General features: G+C 68.1%; 12 protein-coding genes. 4 read left to right on the top strand and 8 right to left on the bottom strand.

Annotated elements, in window-relative coordinates; all coding sequences use genetic code 11:
- Positions 1-99: 99 nt before the first annotated feature.
- On the bottom strand, positions 100-564 hold the full coding sequence (locus N5J73_RS03740) for an Lrp/AsnC family transcriptional regulator (protein WP_005413654.1): 465 nt from the start codon (positions 562-564) through the stop codon (positions 100-102).
- 127 nt (positions 565-691) lie between these two features.
- On the opposite strand from N5J73_RS03740, the gene N5J73_RS03735 reads away from it, so the two are divergent.
- A complete protein-coding gene (locus N5J73_RS03735; RefSeq protein ID WP_049447634.1) occupies positions 692-1,423 on the top strand; it encodes an AzlC family ABC transporter permease in 732 nt (243 codons plus the stop codon).
- Positions 1,420-1,734: an AzlD family protein gene (locus tag N5J73_RS03730; protein WP_049447635.1), complete on the top strand. Its 315-nt coding sequence runs from the start codon at positions 1,420-1,422 to the stop codon at positions 1,732-1,734. Before N5J73_RS03735 ends, N5J73_RS03730 begins: the two co-directional genes overlap by 4 nt.
- Before the next feature lie 52 nt (positions 1,735-1,786).
- On the opposite strand, the gene glgX is transcribed toward N5J73_RS03730, so the two are convergent.
- From glgX to glgA, 7 genes are read right to left on the bottom strand one after another with little or no spacing between them, the layout of a single operon-like run.
- Positions 1,787-3,907 carry a glycogen debranching protein GlgX gene (gene glgX / locus N5J73_RS03725; RefSeq protein ID WP_049447636.1) on the bottom strand — a complete coding sequence of 707 codons (2,121 nt, stop codon included), beginning with the start codon at positions 3,905-3,907 and terminating at the stop codon, positions 1,787-1,789.
- Entirely contained in the window at positions 3,894-4,064 is a 171-nt protein-coding gene (locus tag N5J73_RS03720) for a DUF2934 domain-containing protein (protein WP_080354897.1), read from the bottom strand. Before N5J73_RS03720 ends, glgX begins: the two co-directional genes overlap by 14 nt.
- Positions 4,033-6,606 (bottom strand): malto-oligosyltrehalose synthase, encoded by a 2,574-nt coding sequence (gene treY / locus N5J73_RS03715; RefSeq protein ID WP_049447637.1) that lies wholly within the window; start codon positions 6,604-6,606, stop codon positions 4,033-4,035. The genes N5J73_RS03720 and treY overlap by 32 nt, the downstream gene beginning before the upstream one ends.
- On the bottom strand, positions 6,603-8,447 hold the full coding sequence (locus N5J73_RS03710; protein WP_049447638.1) for a 4-alpha-glucanotransferase: 1,845 nt from the start codon (positions 8,445-8,447) through the stop codon (positions 6,603-6,605). The genes treY and N5J73_RS03710 overlap by 4 nt, the downstream gene beginning before the upstream one ends.
- Complete coding sequence (gene treZ, locus N5J73_RS03705) at positions 8,444-10,162, bottom strand: malto-oligosyltrehalose trehalohydrolase (RefSeq protein ID WP_049447640.1); 1,719 nt, start codon at positions 10,160-10,162, stop codon at positions 8,444-8,446. The genes N5J73_RS03710 and treZ overlap by 4 nt, the downstream gene beginning before the upstream one ends.
- Positions 10,159-12,393, bottom strand: coding sequence for a 1,4-alpha-glucan branching enzyme (locus N5J73_RS03700; RefSeq protein ID WP_049447641.1), 2,235 nt, complete (start codon positions 12,391-12,393; stop codon positions 10,159-10,161). Before N5J73_RS03700 ends, treZ begins: the two co-directional genes overlap by 4 nt.
- On the bottom strand, positions 12,390-13,916 hold the full coding sequence (gene glgA / locus N5J73_RS03695; protein ID WP_080354898.1) for a glycogen synthase GlgA: 1,527 nt from the start codon (positions 13,914-13,916) through the stop codon (positions 12,390-12,392). Before glgA ends, N5J73_RS03700 begins: the two co-directional genes overlap by 4 nt.
- Positions 13,917-14,358: 442 nt before the next feature.
- Here glgA and N5J73_RS03690 point away from each other — a divergent pair, with 442 nt between their 5' ends.
- Together N5J73_RS03690 and N5J73_RS03685 are read left to right on the top strand one after the other, a co-directional pair.
- Positions 14,359-14,787: a PAS domain-containing protein gene (locus tag N5J73_RS03690; RefSeq protein WP_049447644.1), complete on the top strand. Its 429-nt coding sequence runs from the start codon at positions 14,359-14,361 to the stop codon at positions 14,785-14,787.
- Positions 14,784-16,313: a sulfite reductase flavoprotein subunit alpha gene (locus N5J73_RS03685; protein WP_049447645.1), complete on the top strand. Its 1,530-nt coding sequence runs from the start codon at positions 14,784-14,786 to the stop codon at positions 16,311-16,313. Before N5J73_RS03690 ends, N5J73_RS03685 begins: the two co-directional genes overlap by 4 nt.
- Positions 16,314-16,322 lie beyond the last annotated feature (9 nt).

Genomic DNA, 16,322 nt, shown 5'->3' with positions numbered 1-16,322 from the left:
GCTGTTGCTGTTGCTGTTGCTGTTGCTCCAGAGGTTGCCGGCCAGCGGCCGGCACTACCCGCGGGTGCCGGGTGCAACCCGGCCGCCCCCCCCCATCCCTCAAAGCGGCAGCTGGGTCGTCTGCTTGATCCGCTGCATCGGAATCTCGGTCTTGGTGTTCTGCACCCCGGCGATCCGGTTCAGGTGCTGCATCTGGAACTGCCGGTAGGCATCAAGGTCAGCCACCGCCACCCGCAGCAGGAAATCGCAGTCACCGGCCATCAGATGGCATTCAAGCACTTCCGGGAAAGACTTGATGCTGTTGATGAAGTGGTTGGTGGTGTCCTCGTCCTGCCCGCGCAGCCAGACCCGCACGAACACCGTGAAGCCACGGCCCACCTTGGCCTCGTTCAACAAGGCCACATAGCGGTCGATGTAGCCGCCCTCCTCCAGCAACCGCACCCGGCGCAGGCAGGCCGACGGTGACAGCCCGACCAGACGGGCCAGCTCCAGGTTCTGCAGGCGGCCATCGCGCTGCAGGGCGTCGAGGATGCGCCGATCGAGGTTGTCGAGCTGATACTGCATGGGATTTCGCCCTTGTCACTTCTGACCGCATTAAATATCAATCATCCAGAATCCAGTAGCATCAACGCAACCCGATTTCGCGATCGGACCGCTAGCATGGGCCACCCCCATCTCGTTGTGCCGCTCCATGGACGCCCGTACCACCCTCCCCCTGCCCGACGCCTGCGACACCGCGCCGCGTGCCGAATTCCTGCGCGGCCTGCGCGCCGCCGTGCCGGTGATGATCGGCTTCATTCCTTTCGCCCTGGTGCTCGGCGCGCAGGCGGCCCAGAAAGGCCTGAGCGCACTGGAAGTGCCGCTGATGACCGGCCTCAACTTCGCTGGCGGCTCGGAGTTCGCCGCCGTCGAACTGTGGACCTCGCCGCCACACATCGCCCTGATCGTGGCGATCACCGCGCTGGTCAACAGCCGCCACCTGCTGATGGGCGCCAGCTTGGCCCCGCTGCTGCAGCACCTGCCACGCCGCCGGGTGCTGCCGGCGCTGTTCTTCATGTGCGACGAAAGCTGGGCGATGGGCGTGGCCGATGCGCGCCGCCGTGCGCTCGGCTTCAGCCTGGCCTACTACCTTGGCGTGTCGGCAGGCCTGTACACGGTCTGGGTGGCCTGTACCGCGCTGGGCGCGATCGTCGGGCCGATGCTGGGCGACATCCACGCCTACGGTTTCGACATGGCCTTCCCCGCCGTGTTCCTGGTGCTGCTGCGCGGCATGTGGCAGGGCATGAAGGCGGCGCGGCCGTGGCTGGTCAGCCTGATCGTGGCCGCCTCCACCTACCTGCTGATTCCGGGTGCCTGGTACGTAGCCACCGGCGCATTGGCCGGCCTGGCGGCCGCCTGGCTGCTGGCGGAGGACGCAGCATGATCTTCAATGAACTGATCCACTGGACCTCGGTGCTGACCATCGTGCTGATGGCCGCCGCCACCTACCTGACCCGCATCGTCGGCTTCCTCGCGCTGCGCAACCGCACGTTGAGCAAACGCGCAGTGACGGTGATGGAGGCCGCGCCGGGCTGCGTGCTGATCTCGGTGATCGCCCCGGACTTCGTCGCCGACAAGCCGGCCGACCTGGCCGCGCTGGCCATCACCCTGCTGGCCGCCACGCGGCTGTCGATGCTGCCGACCGTGCTGATCGGCGTGGTCTCGGCGGGTGTGTTGCGCTATCTGATGGGGTAGCTACCGGTACGCCGGGCAACGCCCGGCGAACCGTAGTGGCGCAGCAGTGCAATCACGCGCCGCTGCTCGCCGCCAGCAGGCACAGGCTGCGCGGCGGCAGCGTCCAGGCGCCTTCCTCATCTGGCTCCACTGGCGTTTCGTCGGTCTGCAGCAGTACGCGCCGGAACGACAGCGCCTCATCCGACACCTGGAACCGCTGCGGCTGGTCCCCGGCGTTGAGCAGCAGTGCAAGGCTGACATGCCGCCCAGGCTCGCGCAGGCCGCTGTCGGGACTTCGACCGTCCAGCACAATCAGCAGTGCCCGCAGCGCAGGATCATGCCAGTCCGCCTCCTCCATCGTGCGGCCATCGGGATGCCGCCAGTCGATATCGCGCAGGCCCAGTGCTTCATCGTATTCACCGCGCAGGAACCGGTTCCTGCGCAACAGGCCATAACGCCGGCGCAGTGACAGCGCGCGGCGCACGAAGGCGACCTGGGCCTGCGCGGCGGGCCCAGCAGCACGCTCCCAATCGATCCAGCTCAGCGGGTTGTCCTGGCAGTAGGCGTTGTTGTTGCCCTGCTGCGAATGGCCGAACTCGTCGCCGGCCAGCAACATCGGCGTCCCCTGCGCCAGCAGCAGCGTGGCCAGCAGGTTGCGCATCTGCCGCGCGCGAACGGAGAGCATCGCCGGATCATCGGTGTCGCCCTCCACACCCTGGTTGCTGGAGAGGTTGTGCGAGTGGCCATCACGGTTGTCTTCGCCGTTGGCCTCGTTGTGGCGATCGTTGTAGCTGACCAGATCGTGCAGCGTGAACCCATCGTGCGCCGTCACCAGGTTGATGCTGGCCGAGGGTCGCCTGCCATGGTGTTCGAACAGGTCGGCCGAGCCGGTGAAACGCGTGGCGAATTCCGGCAGCTGGCCGCCATCGCCGCGCCACAGCGCGCGCACCGTATCACGGAAGCGGTCATTCCATTCCGCCCAGCCCGGCGGGAACTGCCCGAGTTGATAGCCGCCCGGACCGATGTCCCATGGCTCGGCAATCAGCTTCACCTGGCTCAGGATAGGATCCTGGCGTACCGCATCAAGGAAGCTGCCCGAGGCGTCGAAGCCATGCCGCTCGCGGCCGAGGATGGTGGCCAAGTCGAAACGGAACCCATCCACCCGCATCTCGGTCACCCAGTAGCGCAGCGAGTCCATCACCATGCGCAGCGCGCCGGCATTGGTCAGGTCGAACGTATTGCCGGTACCCGTATCGTTGATGTAATAGCGGCGATCATCGGCCAAACGGTAGTAGCTGGCGTTGTCGATGCCCTTGAACGACAGCGTAGGGCCCAGCTCGTTGCCCTCGGCGGTGTGGTTGTAGACCACGTCCAGGATGACCTCGATCCCAGCATTGTGCAGCCGCGCGACCATCTGCTTGAACTCGGCCACCGTATCCAGCGACAGATAGCGCGGTTGCGGCGCGAAAAAGCCAATGGTGTTGTACCCCCAGTAGTTGCGCAGGCCACGCTCGAGCAGCTGCTGGTCATCCACATAGGCATGTACCGGCAGCAGCTCGATGGCGGTCACGCCCAGGCCGCTGAGATGGTCGACCAGCGCATCATGGCGCAGCGCGGAGAATGTGCCACGCTCGGCCTGCGGAACACCGGGGTGTTGCATGGTCAACCCGCGCACGTGCGCCTCGTAGATCACGGTGCGGTCCCAAGGCGTGGCAGGCGCACGCTCGGCGCCCCAGCTGAAGGCGGGATCGATCACGGCGCAACGGGGCATGTAGCTGGCGCTGTCGCGACGGTCGAAGCTGAGGTCGCCATCGCGATGACCGAGGGTGTAGCCGAACAGGTGTGGCGCCCATTTCAGCTCGCCAACGATCTGCTTGGCGTAGGGATCCAACAACAACTTGTTGGGATTGAAGCGATGGCCCTCCTCCGGCGCATACGGGCCATGCACCCGGTAGCCGTAGCGCTGCCCGGGCCGCACGTCGGGCAGGTAGCCGTGCCAGATTTCGTTGGTGTACTCAGGCAGGGCAATCCGCTCGACTTCCCGGTTGCGCGCGTCGAACAGGCAGAGCTCCACCCGGGTGGCATGGCGCGAGTACAGCGCAAAGTTCACGCCCAGCCCGTCCCAGGTTGCACCCAGCGGGAAGGGCCGCCCTTCGCGCACGCGCGAGGTCTGTGCCCATTTACGGCTGGCCATCGCTTCCCTCCTCGCCGCGCGCCGCAGCAATCTCGGCTTCCACCAGCCGCTCGGCCATGTGCCAGTGCCGCTGCTGCTGGTCATCCGGGCGCCCTTCTGCTTCCCAGATCTGGTGGGCCAGTGCCTCAATCCGCTGCCGTCGTTCCCTGCTGTCCATCCCTACCTGTCTCCTCGTTGATCCATATCGCCAGCGGGCTGTCAGCCAGAAGCCTGCCCACATCCGCGGTCGCGTTGAAATGCTCGATGCGCCCGTCCAGCAGGTTGCGCATGGGGCCTGCTGGCAGCCCGCGCAGCGTCACGCCGGTACCGACGTCGTGCGCCGTGTGCAGGCCGGGACCGCGCATGGCGGTGGGCGAACCACGCCGCATGATCACCAGCAGCACCTGCGCCTCATGCCTGCGCGTGAACGCCAGCCAGGGCGAGCGCGCAGGCAGGGACAGTGACTGCAGTTGGCCGCGCAGGAACAGCTGCGGGTGCCTGCGGCGGCAATCCAGCAACTGCCGGAGCAGAAATGCCTTGATACCACCGTCCCGCCAGTCTTCCAGCAGCGTGGGCCACGTGCGCGCGTCGCGCAGCCACGCCTGCCGCGCCGGGTAATCCACGGCATGCCGATTGTCCGGGTCCACCAAGCTCAGGTCCCAGCCCTCGCCGCCCTGGTAGAGGTCGGGCACACCGGGCAGGCAGTGCTGCAGGCACAGCTGTGCCAATCCGTTGCAGGCGCCTGCCGGCGCGATGCGCGCCACGAAGGTCGCCAGCGCCTGCCGCACCGGCTGCAATGGTGCTGCATCCAGAAGCGCGTGCAGCCACTGCGCGGCGGCCTCCTCCACCGCCACGTTCGGATCGGACCAGCTGCTGACCCGTTTGCCCTCACGCAACGCCTTGATCAGCCACTGCTCCATCCTCGATGCGAAGTCAGCGCCCGGGGCGCCGTGCATCGGCCACGCCGCAACGAGCGCCTGCCACAGCGCATATGCCTCCGCGCCCGGCAACGGCATCGGCATCCCGGCCTTGGCCGTCATCCGGCCCCAGCGCTGTACCGCGGCACGCCAGTCCGTCGTGCAGGTGCTGAGCACCGCCAGCCGCGCGCGACTGTCGGCCCCGCGCTTGTGATCGTGGGTCGCCAGCGCAAGCAATGCCCGCGGATGGCGCTGCAGGCGTCCCACTGCGTGTTCCAGCAGCTCTCGTCCCTCCATGCCCAACCGCTGCGGATCACTTCCGACTTCGTTGCGCGACAGCAGCCTGAAATAGCGATAGAACCCGGTATCTTCCACCGACTTGGCATTCAACGGCGCGGCCAGTTGACCGAAGCGCACGCGCAGCGCGCTATCGGCCAGCGCGTCGCCCGGAAGTGCCCGCAGCAGCAGATCCAGCGCCACACGTGCCGCACCGTCCAGTGCCTCGCGTGCCGACGCGGCGGCGTCCACCAGCGCCTTTCGTTCACCCGCACCCTGCAGCGAATAGGGGCGGTAGGTACGGTAGTGCCGCAGCAGCGCAGCCAATGCACGGGCCAGCGCAGCGGCTCCGATATCGGCTTCGGCCAGCCGGGGCTGCAGCACCTGCTGCGCGCTGCGCAGCAGTCGCTGGAAGTCGGCGTGAAGCGACGTGCGCAGCAGCATGCCGCGGGCATCCTGCTGCAGGTCGTCAAAGCTGCGCGCGTCGCCACTCGCCGCTTGCCAGGCGCGGGAGAGCACGGGGGCAGCCGCCGGATCATGCAGCCATGCGCCGACCTGGTCCATGAAGTCATAGCCGGTCGTGCCGTCGCAGGCCCAGCCATCGGGCAGCTGTTCGTCCTCCGCCAGTATCTTCTCCACATGCACGCTCACTGCCTGTGCGTCACGACCGCCGGCCGCGCAGGCCGCGTCGAGCGACGCCCGCAGGCGTTGCAGATAGGCACCGGGTGACGACAGGCCATCCACGTGGTCAATGCGCAGGCCGTCCACCCAGCCCTCGCGTACCAGCCGCAGGGGCAGTGCATGCACCGCCTCGAACACATCGTCGCGCTCCACCCGCAACGCGGCCAGCTCGTTGATGTCGAAGAAGCGCCGGTAGTTCACCCGGTCACCCGCCGTGCGCCACCAGGCCAGCCGGTAATGCTGCCGCTGCAGCAGCGCGTGCAACCGCTCCACGCTGCGGTTGCAGCGCTCGGCCCAGGCTGGCCACTGCGCGGGTGCCAGCGGATGGCTGCGCGGCGACAAGGGCAATGCCAGCCCACGGTGGCGCAGCACGGGCCGCGCGTTGTCCACCACCACGTGCACCACCCCATCGCGCACGGCGTCGTGCAATGGCCGGTCCAATACGGGCAGCCAGAGCCGACCCTCGCAGTCCGGCGCCTCCCATTCGATGTCGAACCACCCTGCGTGGGGGCTTCGACGCCCGTGCAGCAGCACATCGCTCCACCACGGCGTATGCGGGGACGCCGCCAGGTGGTTGGGTACGATGTCCAGGATCAGGCCCATGCCATGCGAGCGCGCCCTTGTCGCCAGCTGCAGGAAGCCCGCTTCGCCGCCCAGGTCCGGATTGATGCTGGCCGGATCAATGCCATCGTAGCCATGCGTGGACCCCGGCATCGCAGCAGCGATCGGTGACAGGTAGAGGTGACTGACGCCCAGCGCGGCGTAGTACGGAAGCTGCGCCGAGGCAGCCTCGAAGTTGAAGCCTGCCTGCAACTGCAGGCGGGCAGTGGCACGCAACCCGGTCATCGCCTCACCTTCCGCCGCGTGGCGCTGAATCGGGCAATACGCGCGTCGGCCGCGTCCTTGTCCCACGCCAGCGGCAACCGACGGCGCCAGTTGGGGTGGCCGTTGACGGTACCGGGCAGGTTCACCTGCGCGCGGCTGCCCAGCGCATCTTCCAGCGGCAGCAACGCCAACCGTGAAGGTGCGTGCGCCACCAGTGACAGCGCACGTGCTTCCAGCGTCGCGCCCTCGCCCCGGGCGACTGCGGACAGCGCCTGCACTTCACTGGCACGCGCGTGCAGCGCCGCGGGGAGCTCCGTCAGCTCACCCAGGCGTGCACGCCAGCGCAGGTCGCGCCCGCGCAGCCAGCCGGCCAGCGGTGGCAGATCATGGGTGGAGGGCATGGCCACCGCATCGCGGCGCCAACGTGGCGCCGGCAGGAAGCGCTCGCCGTTGCGGGCGAACGGGAGCACCTCAAGCCCCAGCACGCCACGGGCGGCCAGTCGCTGGCGGATACCCGGAGGAACCACGCCAAGGTCCTCACCGATCAGCACACAGCGATGGCGCCACGATTCCAGAACCAGCAGGTTGATCAGATCATCGAACGGGTAGCGCAGGTATACGCCCTGCCCGGCGCCTGCGCCGCGGGGAAGTACCCACAGCCGCTGCAGGCCGAGGACGTGATCGATGCGCAGCCCGCCACGGCCAGCCATCACGGCGCGCAGCACGCGGATGAACGGTTCAAACCCCTCGCGCTGCAGCGCAGAAGGTGACCAGCTGGTGATACCCCAGGCCTGGCCCAGCGGATTGAATGCGTCCGGCGGCGCGCCCAGTTCAAGGTCCTGCAGCAGATGGTCGCCGCCGGTCCGGGCTTCGACGCCCTGCGGCGCGCAGCCCACCGCCAGATCCGCGATCAGTCCGATCGACGCGCCATCGTTGCGTAGCGCATCCTGCACCTGTGCCCAGCCCTGCTGTGCCAGCCACTGCGCAAACGCATGGTCGTCCGCGCCGCCGGTGAACCGGTCGGCGGCATGCTGGCAATAGTTCCGCAGCGGATCGCCCTGCGCGGCACGCCAGCTTTCGATCTGCGCGTACTGCGCTGGCACCTGCAGCCGAAGCCATTGGTGTACCTGCCGCAGCCAGCGCCACTTCACTGCCGCCGAGTTCGGCCAGTCGATGCGGCGTGCTGCGGTACCCGCTTCGACGGCCGTCGCCAGTGCTTCGTCCTCGCGCAACACGCTGCTGGCAGCCTCCGGCAATACCTGCGGCAGCGACACCTGCAGCGGATCGAGCCAGCGCCGGTCGCTGGGCGAGTAAGGACTGTAGCCCGGGCCCGGTGGCAGGCCGGCGTGCAGCGGACTCAATGCCAGTGCATCGCCCCCGTGACGGTGCAGCAGCTCGCTCCATCGCGCACAGCCGGCGCTGTCACCGATGCCGGCATCACCGGGCGCGCGCAGGCTGTAGACCTGCGCCGACAGGCCCCAGCCGCGCAGCATGCCCTGCGGCCACCAGGCACGCTGCGGTGCTACCGCAACCGCCTGTTGCTGACCGCCCTGGCGCCACTGCCAATAGCCTGGTTGATCCGGCACGCGCCAGCGCCCTTGCGCATCCGCACGTGCAGGCAACTCTGTGCCCTGCTCATCCACCCAGCACGCCGCTCCCGTTGCCGCAGGCAGGGCCAGGAGCTGACCACAGCAGGCGGTGAGCAACGGGTGGTCCACAGGCGCACCGTCGCACGCGAACTCCGCCAGCACGGCGCGCAGGACGTCCGGCGCAACCTCGCGCTCGGCACCAGCCACGTCGGTCCAGCGAACCAGAAGGCCCGCACGGCGTGCCGCGTCCCGCACCGTCGCATCCGTATTCATGCGGCGATCCAGCAGGCAAGCACACCGCCGCCTGCCGGCAGCACCCCGGCCGCGTCCGGCCCCACAACGCACTCGCCGGCCGGCATCGCGTGCGCCACTGGCGATGGCCCCACATTGATCGCAATCCACCACTGGCCTGACGGCAGCTGCCAGCCCGCCTGCACCGCGCCCTCGCCCAGCACGCGTGCACCCAGCGACCGCGCCTGCAGCAGGCCACGCTGCAGATAGCGCCTGCGCAGGCCGAGGAACTCACCCGTGCAGCGCAGCCAGTGCTGCGACCAGGGATCATCGCCGGGTGGCAGCGTGTACGAGGCCTGCAGGGTCGCCGGGTCGTTCGGGTCGGGAATGCACGCGCGCGAGGCGACATCGGCAAAGGCGCTGAAACCCGCGAATTCGTGGCGACGCCCTTCGCGCACCGCCTCGTCCAGCGGCGGCGCGTAGTCGGTGAAGAACAGGAATGGCGATTGCGCCTGCCACGGTTCACCCATGAACAGCAGCGGGATCATCGGCGTCAGCAGGGTCAGGGCCAGTGCCGCGCGCAGCGGCGCGGGATCGACCAGCATCGACAGGCGCTCGCCGAAGGCACGGTTGCCCACCTGGTCATGGTTCTGCGCGAACACCACGAAACGCGCGGGCGACAGGTCGGCGCTCGGTTCGCCGCGGGGATGGCCATGCAGATCCGGTTCGCCCTGCCAGGCGAATCCTTCGGCCAGGCAGCGCGCCAGCAGTGCTTCGGCGCGCCCGGCATAGGCCGCGTAATAGCCTTCCTGCTCGCCGGTCAGCATCACATGCAGCGCGTTGTGGAAGTCGTCGTTCCACTGCCCCTGATAGGCGCCGCGCAGCCACCGCGCCTGGTTGCGTTCGTTCTCCAACACCAGGTGCGCCTGCGGCACCGTCGCGCGTACCTCATCGGCCAGCTGCTGCAGGAACCGGTCGTCGTCAATGGCATGCACCGCATCCAGGCGCAGGCCATCGAAGCCGTAATCGCGCAACCACATCAACGCATTGTCGACGAAGAACCGCCGCACCCATGGCTGGCGGAAGTCGATGGCCTCGCCCCAAGGGGTGGTGCGGTCGTCACGGAAGAACCCCCGTGCGTAGTCGCGCAGACGGTTCCCCTGCGGCCCGAAGTGGTTGTAGACCACATCCAGCAGCACGGAAAGCCCGGCCTCATGCGCGGCGTCGACAAAGGCCTTCAAGGCTGCCGGCCCGCCGTAGGCATGCGCCGGCGCATAGGGAAACACGCCGTCGTAGCCCCAGTTGCGCTGGCCGGGGAACTGCGCGACCGGCATCAGTTCAATGGCGGTGATGCCCAGGGCCGCCAGCATCGGCAGCTGCGCGGTCAACGCCGCGAAGCCGCCGCCCGCTTCGATATGCACTTCACAGATCACCAGGTCCTGCCAGGCATGCCCCTGCCACGTGGGCCGTGCTCCATCCGTGCCCAGCACCACCGCGCTGTCGCCATCGATGCCGTCCGGCTGCCAGCGCGAGGCCGGGTCGGGTACGTCCTGGCCGGAGGGAAGGAGGAACCGGTAGCGGTCACCATGCGATGCTGGCGTTCGCAGCCAGTGGCAGCCATCCCGGTCGCGCTGCATCGGCCGCTGGGCGCCCTGCAGGCACAGCGCCACCGTATCCACGTCCGGCGCCCACACGCGGAACTCCACCTCTTCGCCGGCCACCGACCATGCGCCCAGGCGCGGGGCCACTGTCGTCATGCATCAACCTGCAGGTACAGCGTAGACAGCGGCGGCAGGGTCAGCCGCAGCGACTGGGCGTGACCATGCATCGCACTCGGCTCGGTAAGCACCGCGCCGAGGTTTCCCACATTGTCGCCACCGTAATACCCGCTGTCGGTGTTCAGACGTTCGGTCCAACGCCCCGGTTGCGGCACGCCTACCCGGTACCCGTCGCGCTGCACCGGGGTGAAGTTGCTCACCACCAGCAGGGTGCGGCCGCTGCCGGCAGGATCCCGGCGGATGAAGGCATAGACGCTGTTGCGGTTGTCGTCCGCCACGCTCCAGGCGAAACCGCGTTCGTCGCGCTCGTCACGATACAGCGCGGGTTCGGCGCGCAGCACGGCATTGAGGTCGCCCACCAGACGCGACAGACCCCGGCCCTCACCGCTGGCCGCCTGTGCCCAGTCCAGTGCCGCATCGTGCGACCACTCATGGCCCTGGCCGAACTCGCCGCCCATGAACAGCAGTTTGCTGCCCGGGTGCGCCCACATGAAGCCGTAATACGCGCGCAGCTGGGCCAGCCGCTGCGCCGGCTCGCCGGCCATCTTGGCCAGCAGCGCCCCCTTGCCGTGCACCACCTCGTCGTGGGACAGCGGCAGCACGAACCGTTCGGAGAAGGCGTAGACCAGGCCGAAGCTGATCTCGCTGTGGTGATGCGGGCGATGGACCGGGTCGCGCCCCAGGTACTGCAGGGTGTCGTGCATCCAGCCCATGTTCCATTTGTGGGTGAAGCCAAGCCCACCCTCCTCCACCGGCGCGGTCACCCCCGGCCATGCGGTGGATTCCTCGGCGATCACCAGCACGTCCGGAAAGCGCTCGCGCAGCGCCTGGTTCATCCGCCGCAGGAACGCGACCGCCTGCAGGTTCTCGCGTCCGCCCTGCTCGTTGGGTATCCACTCCCCCTCGGCACGGCTGTAATCCCGGTACAGCATCGAGGCCACTGCATCCACGCGCAGACCGTCGATGTGGAAGCGCTCCACCCACTCCAATGCGCTGCCGATCAGGTAGGCGGCCACTTCGTTGCGGCCATAGTTGTAGATCAACGTGTCCCAGTCGGCGTGCACCCCTTCGCGCGGATCGGCATGCTCGTACAGCGCGGTGCCATCGAACCCGGCCAGGCCATGCGCATCGTTGGGGAAGTGCGCGCTCACCCAGTCCACGATCACTCCCACGCCGGCCTGGTGACAGCGGTCCACGAAGCGTGCGAAGGCCTGCGGGGTGCCATGGCGTGCCGTCGGCGCGTAGATCCCCAGCGGCTGATAGCCCCAGGAACCGCCGAAGGGATGTTCGCTCACCGGCAACAGCTCGATATGGGTGAAGCCAAGCCCGGCCACGTACGGAATCAACCGCTCGGCCAGGGCATCCCAGTCCAGCGGCGCACCCTCGTCGCTGCGCTGCCAGGAGCCCGCATGCACTTCGTAGATCGACAGCGGTGCGCGGGTTCCGGCCTGGCGGCGGGCCGCCAGCCATGCGTCATCGTGCCACTGCATCGGCACAGCCGAAGGCACCCGCGATGCTGTCGCCGGTGGCAGCTCGGCCCAGCGCGCCATCGGATCGAACTTATCGGGCATCACCCGGCCGTCGGCGCCGACGATGCGGAATTTGTAACGGGCACCGGCCTGCACGCCCGGCAGGAACAGCTCCCACACGCCGGCGGTGTGACGCAGCCGCATCGGATGGCGTCGGCCGTCCCACCCATTGAAATCGCCAACCACGGCGACCCGCAGGGCATTGGGCGCCCACACCGCGAAGCGCACGCCCGCAATGCCCTGCACCTGCGTCGGCACCGCACCCAGCTGCCGCGCTGCATCAGCATCACCGGCATGAAAGCGCTGCAGAAGCGCCTCGTCCAGCAGCGGGCCGAAGGAATAGACATCGTGCACCTGCTCCACACCCTGCTCGAAATGCAGGGCGAGCAGCGGCACAGGCGCTTCGCCAGCCGGCCCCTCGAACAGCCCGGGCAAAGGGCCCGGCTGCAGACCCCAGCGCCGCTCCGGGCCCGCAATCACTTCCACGCGATGCGCGTGGGGAACCAGTACGCGCAGCTGTCGCTGGCCATCCGGTTGTTGATGCGGCCCGAGCCAGGCAAATGCATCGGCAGGTCGTGCATGGACAAGGTCTTCCAATGCCGGCGCCGCGCGCTCGTCCAGTCCGGCGCCCACCATGGCTTGGTCGTCAAGGCTGGCCGGATGCAGGCTGTCGTGGCTCATGCGGCCACCTGGCAAGTCTGCTGGTACAGCGCCAGATACGCACGCCCCGCCGCATCCCAGCCACCTGGCCGGAGCATGGCGGCGCGGCGCATGGCCTGCAGCAGGCCCGGCAGGCGGAAGGTGCGCATCGCCCGTTCCACGCAACGGCGCAGGCCATCAGCATTGGCGCCGTGGAACAGGAATCCGGTCACGCCATCCTCGACGGTATCCACCAAGCCGCCGGTCGCGTGCGCGATGGGCAGGCAGCCAAAGCGCTGCGCGTACATCTGGCTCAGCCCGCAGGGTTCGAAACGCGAAGGCATCAGCAGGAAGTCGGCGCCGGCAAACATCTGGCGGGCCAGCGCCTCTTCGAAGCCGATGAATGCGCCCACGCGACCCGGGTAGCGCCGGGCCAGCGCCTGCACCTGCGCTTCCACCTGCGGCTCGCCGCCTCCGATGATGACCAGCTGGCCGCCGGCCGCCACGATCTGTGGCGCCACGTCGCAGGTGATGTCCAGGCCCTTCTGGTGCACCAGGCGGGAGACCACCGCGAACAGCGGGCCAGCGGAGGGCGCCAGGCCGAATGCACTGCGCACCGCGTGCGCATTGGTGGCACGACCGGTCCACTCACCAATGCCGAAGTGGGCCTTGAGGTGGATGTCACGACGCGGGTCCCAGCTGGCGTCGATGCCGTTGACGATGCCGCTGAGGTGGCCACCAGCCGCTCGGCGCGCCAACAGGTCGTGCAACCCGCAACCATCGTCCGGGGCAGTGATCTGCTGCGCGTAGCGCAGGCTGACCGTGTTCAGGCGCGTGGCATTGGTGATCCCGCCCTGCAGGAACGACATCTGCCCGTGGAAGTGAAGCTCATCCAGGTGTTCGGCCGGTATGCCCAGCGCAGGGGCAAGCGCGTACGGAAACAGCCCCTGGTAAGCCAGGTTGTGGATCGTCAGCAGGGTCGGCACGGCTGTCCGGTCCCAGCGCACGTATGCCGCAGCCAGCGCCACGGGCCAGTCGTTCAGGTGCAGCAGCTGCGGCGACCAGTCCAGCCCGGCACGCCCGGCCGCGATCTCCGCGGCCGCGTGTGAGAGCGTGGCGAAGCGAACCGCGTTGTCCTTCCACTCCTGGCCCTGCCCGTCGACGTAGGGCGATCCTTCACGCTCGTACAGCTCAGGCGAGAGCAGCACATAGATCGGAAGACCGTCTGCCTGCACCGCCATGCCGATCGTGCACGCTGGCAAGCCGGCCCGCGAGCTGACCTGCCCCACCCGCTGCAGCTGTGGCAGGCGCTGCAGTACCTCCGGGTAGCCGGGCAGCAGCACGCGCGAATCACAGGCGCCGCGTACCGCACGCGGCAGGGCTGCGGCCACGTCGCCCAGGCCTCCGGCCTTGATGAAGTCGGCCATCTCGGTGGCGACGAACAACACGCGCTGTACCAGTTCAGGCAGCTGCAGTGGTTGCGAGTGGCCACGGCGGGTGCCGATCGGCACGAGCGAACCGGAAGAGGTCGCAACAGATGAAGCGGACTGGACAGCGCTGGCCATGGGAGGGTCTCTCGGGTATTTCAGGCAGACGGACGCCAGCGGCGCCCTGATGGGCGCTGATGGTGGGGAGGAAGTCGACGCAGGACGTGGGGGACGTCAGCGAGAGGCTCAGGACGACAATAGCCCTGCATGCGATCAATCAACCGTGAAGCCATGGCGATTTCTTTGTGACAACACGTCATGAGCTCAGTACACATGACGTCCACCCGCCTCCCGCCCGTGCCTCTCATGTAGAGCCGAGCCCACGCTCGGCTGCTGGCAATCCCGTTTGCCGCGTGAGCCGAGCATGGACTCGGCGCTACGGAGATTCTCCCTGCGACACCCGGTCGCAGGCCTTCGCGCCACGCGCTTGACCAATGTCAAACCGCCCGCCGCCGCGCGGGCGTATTCCTATGCAGCACCCGAACACGCCGGCGCGGCCGGCATCCACAAGGACCCTGCGATGAGCTACACCCCCGACAACGCCCAGCTGCTGAACGCCATGCAGAACGTCATGGTGATTTCCACCACCGACCTGCAGGGCAACATCACCTACGCCAACGACCTGTTCTGCACGCTCACCGGCTTCGCCCGCGAGGAGCTGATCGGCCAGCCGCACAGCATCGTGCGCCATCCGGATGTTCCCAAGGCCGTCTACAAGGACATGTGGGACACCATCAAGGCCGGCAAGACCTGGACCGGCATCGTGCCCAACCTTGGAAAAGGCGGCGTGCTTTACGTGGTCGACACGACCGTGCAGCCGCTGTTCGACGCCGATGGCAACATCACTTCGTACATCAGCATCCGCCGCGTGGTGAACGACCTGATGCAGAACTACGACCTGGTCGAGTTCAGCAAGGAAAGGTTCGACGACTTCTACGAGGCCGCGTGAACGCCATCCCGACCAGTACGCCCTTCAGCCGCCTGCTGGTGGGTTTCGCGTCCGAGTCGGGCAATGCCCGCGCCCTGGCCCAGCGTCTGGGCGTGGACCTGCAGCCGCACGCGCCGCAGGTGCTTCCGTTCAACGACATCGACGTGGCCAGTCTCGGCCACGGCGATGTGCTGCTGGCGATCTCCAGCTCGTTCGGCGATGGCGAGCCGCCAGCCAACGGCGAGCAGTTCTTCGAAACGCTACGCCAGACCCCAACGCTGAGCGGTCTGCGCTATGCGGTGTTCGGCCTTGGTGACACCGGCTACCCGAGCTTCTGCGGCTTTACCAAGGCGCTGGATGCCGCCCTGCGCGAGCGCCAGGCGCAGCCACTGCTGCACCGCGTGGATGCCGACCTGGGCTACGAGCAGTTCTTCCAGCAATGGCAGCCGGTGCTGGGCCAGGTGCTGGATGGCGACCTCAACGCTGGCCAGGACCTGCACCTGCAGGTCACCGCTTATGGCGAAGACAATGCCTTTGCCGCGCCTATTCTCGAACGCCGCCGCTTGAACAGCAGCGACCCGGCGGCGTGGCACCTGCAGTTGGACATTGCCGGCAGCGGCATGGCCTTCCGCGCGGGCGACACCCTGCACGTGGTGCCGGGGAACGGTCCAACCCTGCTGCACGCGGTGGCGAGCTGGTACGGCGACACTGCCGCCGTGGCCGCCCTGCACGACCGCGAGCTGCGCCTGCTGAGCAAGGGCGTGCTGCGCGAACTGGCCAGGCTCGGCGGCAGCGAGACACTGAAGGGCCTGTTGAAGGTCAGCCAGAAGCGCGAGCTGGACGCCTACCTGCACGGCCTGGACCTGCTGGACGTGCTACAGGACCACGCCACCCCGGACAGCGTGCCGTTGGCCCGGCTGCGTGAACTGCTGTCACTGCGGCTGCCGCGTGCCTATTCCATCGCCTCGCACCCGTGCGACGACCAGCTGAGCCTGTGCGTGCGCGAAGTGCGCTACACCCTGCGCGGCCGCGAGCGCTTCGGTACTGCCACCGGCAGCCTGCTGCATGGCGGCGACCATGCCCGTGTGTACTGCCGCTCCAACCCCGGCTTCCACCTGCCCGAGACCGGCGAGGCACCGCTGCTGCTGGTCGGCACCGGTACCGGCATTGCACCGCTGATGGGCCTGATGCAGGAACTGCAGGCCAACGCCCACGAGCGCGAGGTGCATCTGGTATTCGGCGAGAAGCACAGCAAGCACGACTACCTCTACAGGGAACAGCTGCAGGACTGGCACACGCGTGGCGTGCTGACCAGCCTGCATACTGCGTTCTCGCGCGACGGCGCGGAAAAGGTCTATGTGCAGCATGTGCTGCAACAGCGCGCCAGCGAAGTGCGCGATGTCCTGGCCCGCGGCGGGCATCTGTACTTGTGCGGCAACAAGCGCCACCTGGAAAGCGCGGTGCGCGAAGCCATCGATGCCATCGGTGGCGAAGGGCACTGGGACGCGCTGCGGGGCGAAGGTCGCACGCACTGTGAGTTGTATTGATCTGTTGAT

The organism is Stenotrophomonas sp. GD03654 (assembly GCF_029845105.1).
GTDB lineage: Bacteria > Pseudomonadota > Gammaproteobacteria > Xanthomonadales > Xanthomonadaceae > Stenotrophomonas > Stenotrophomonas africana.
Note: the sequence above shows the minus strand (reverse complement) of the source record. Positions and strands in the feature narration are given on the sequence as shown.

What these genes read in the sequence shown, in the direction of transcription:
- glgA (WP_080354898.1), bottom strand. Translation starts at nt 13,916, where the DNA reads ATGGCCAGCGCTGTCCAGTCCGCTTCATCTGTTGCGACCTCTTCCGGT.
- N5J73_RS03720 (WP_080354897.1), bottom strand. Translation starts at nt 4,064, where the DNA reads ATGGACAGCAGGGAACGACGGCAGCGGATTGAGGCACTGGCCCACCAG.
- treZ (WP_049447640.1), bottom strand. Translation starts at nt 10,162, where the DNA reads ATGACGACAGTGGCCCCGCGCCTGGGCGCATGGTCGGTGGCCGGCGAA.
- N5J73_RS03730 (WP_049447635.1), top strand. Translation starts at nt 1,420, where the DNA reads ATGATCTTCAATGAACTGATCCACTGGACCTCGGTGCTGACCATCGTG.
- N5J73_RS03700 (WP_049447641.1), bottom strand. Translation starts at nt 12,393, where the DNA reads ATGAGCCACGACAGCCTGCATCCGGCCAGCCTTGACGACCAAGCCATG.
- N5J73_RS03710 (WP_049447638.1), bottom strand. Translation starts at nt 8,447, where the DNA reads ATGAATACGGATGCGACGGTGCGGGACGCGGCACGCCGTGCGGGCCTT.
- N5J73_RS03735 (WP_049447634.1), top strand. Translation starts at nt 692, where the DNA reads ATGGACGCCCGTACCACCCTCCCCCTGCCCGACGCCTGCGACACCGCG.
- N5J73_RS03740 (WP_005413654.1), bottom strand. Translation starts at nt 564, where the DNA reads ATGCAGTATCAGCTCGACAACCTCGATCGGCGCATCCTCGACGCCCTG.
- glgX (WP_049447636.1), bottom strand. Translation starts at nt 3,907, where the DNA reads ATGGCCAGCCGTAAATGGGCACAGACCTCGCGCGTGCGCGAAGGGCGG.
- N5J73_RS03690 (WP_049447644.1), top strand. Translation starts at nt 14,359, where the DNA reads ATGAGCTACACCCCCGACAACGCCCAGCTGCTGAACGCCATGCAGAAC.
- treY (WP_049447637.1), bottom strand. Translation starts at nt 6,606, where the DNA reads ATGACCGGGTTGCGTGCCACTGCCCGCCTGCAGTTGCAGGCAGGCTTC.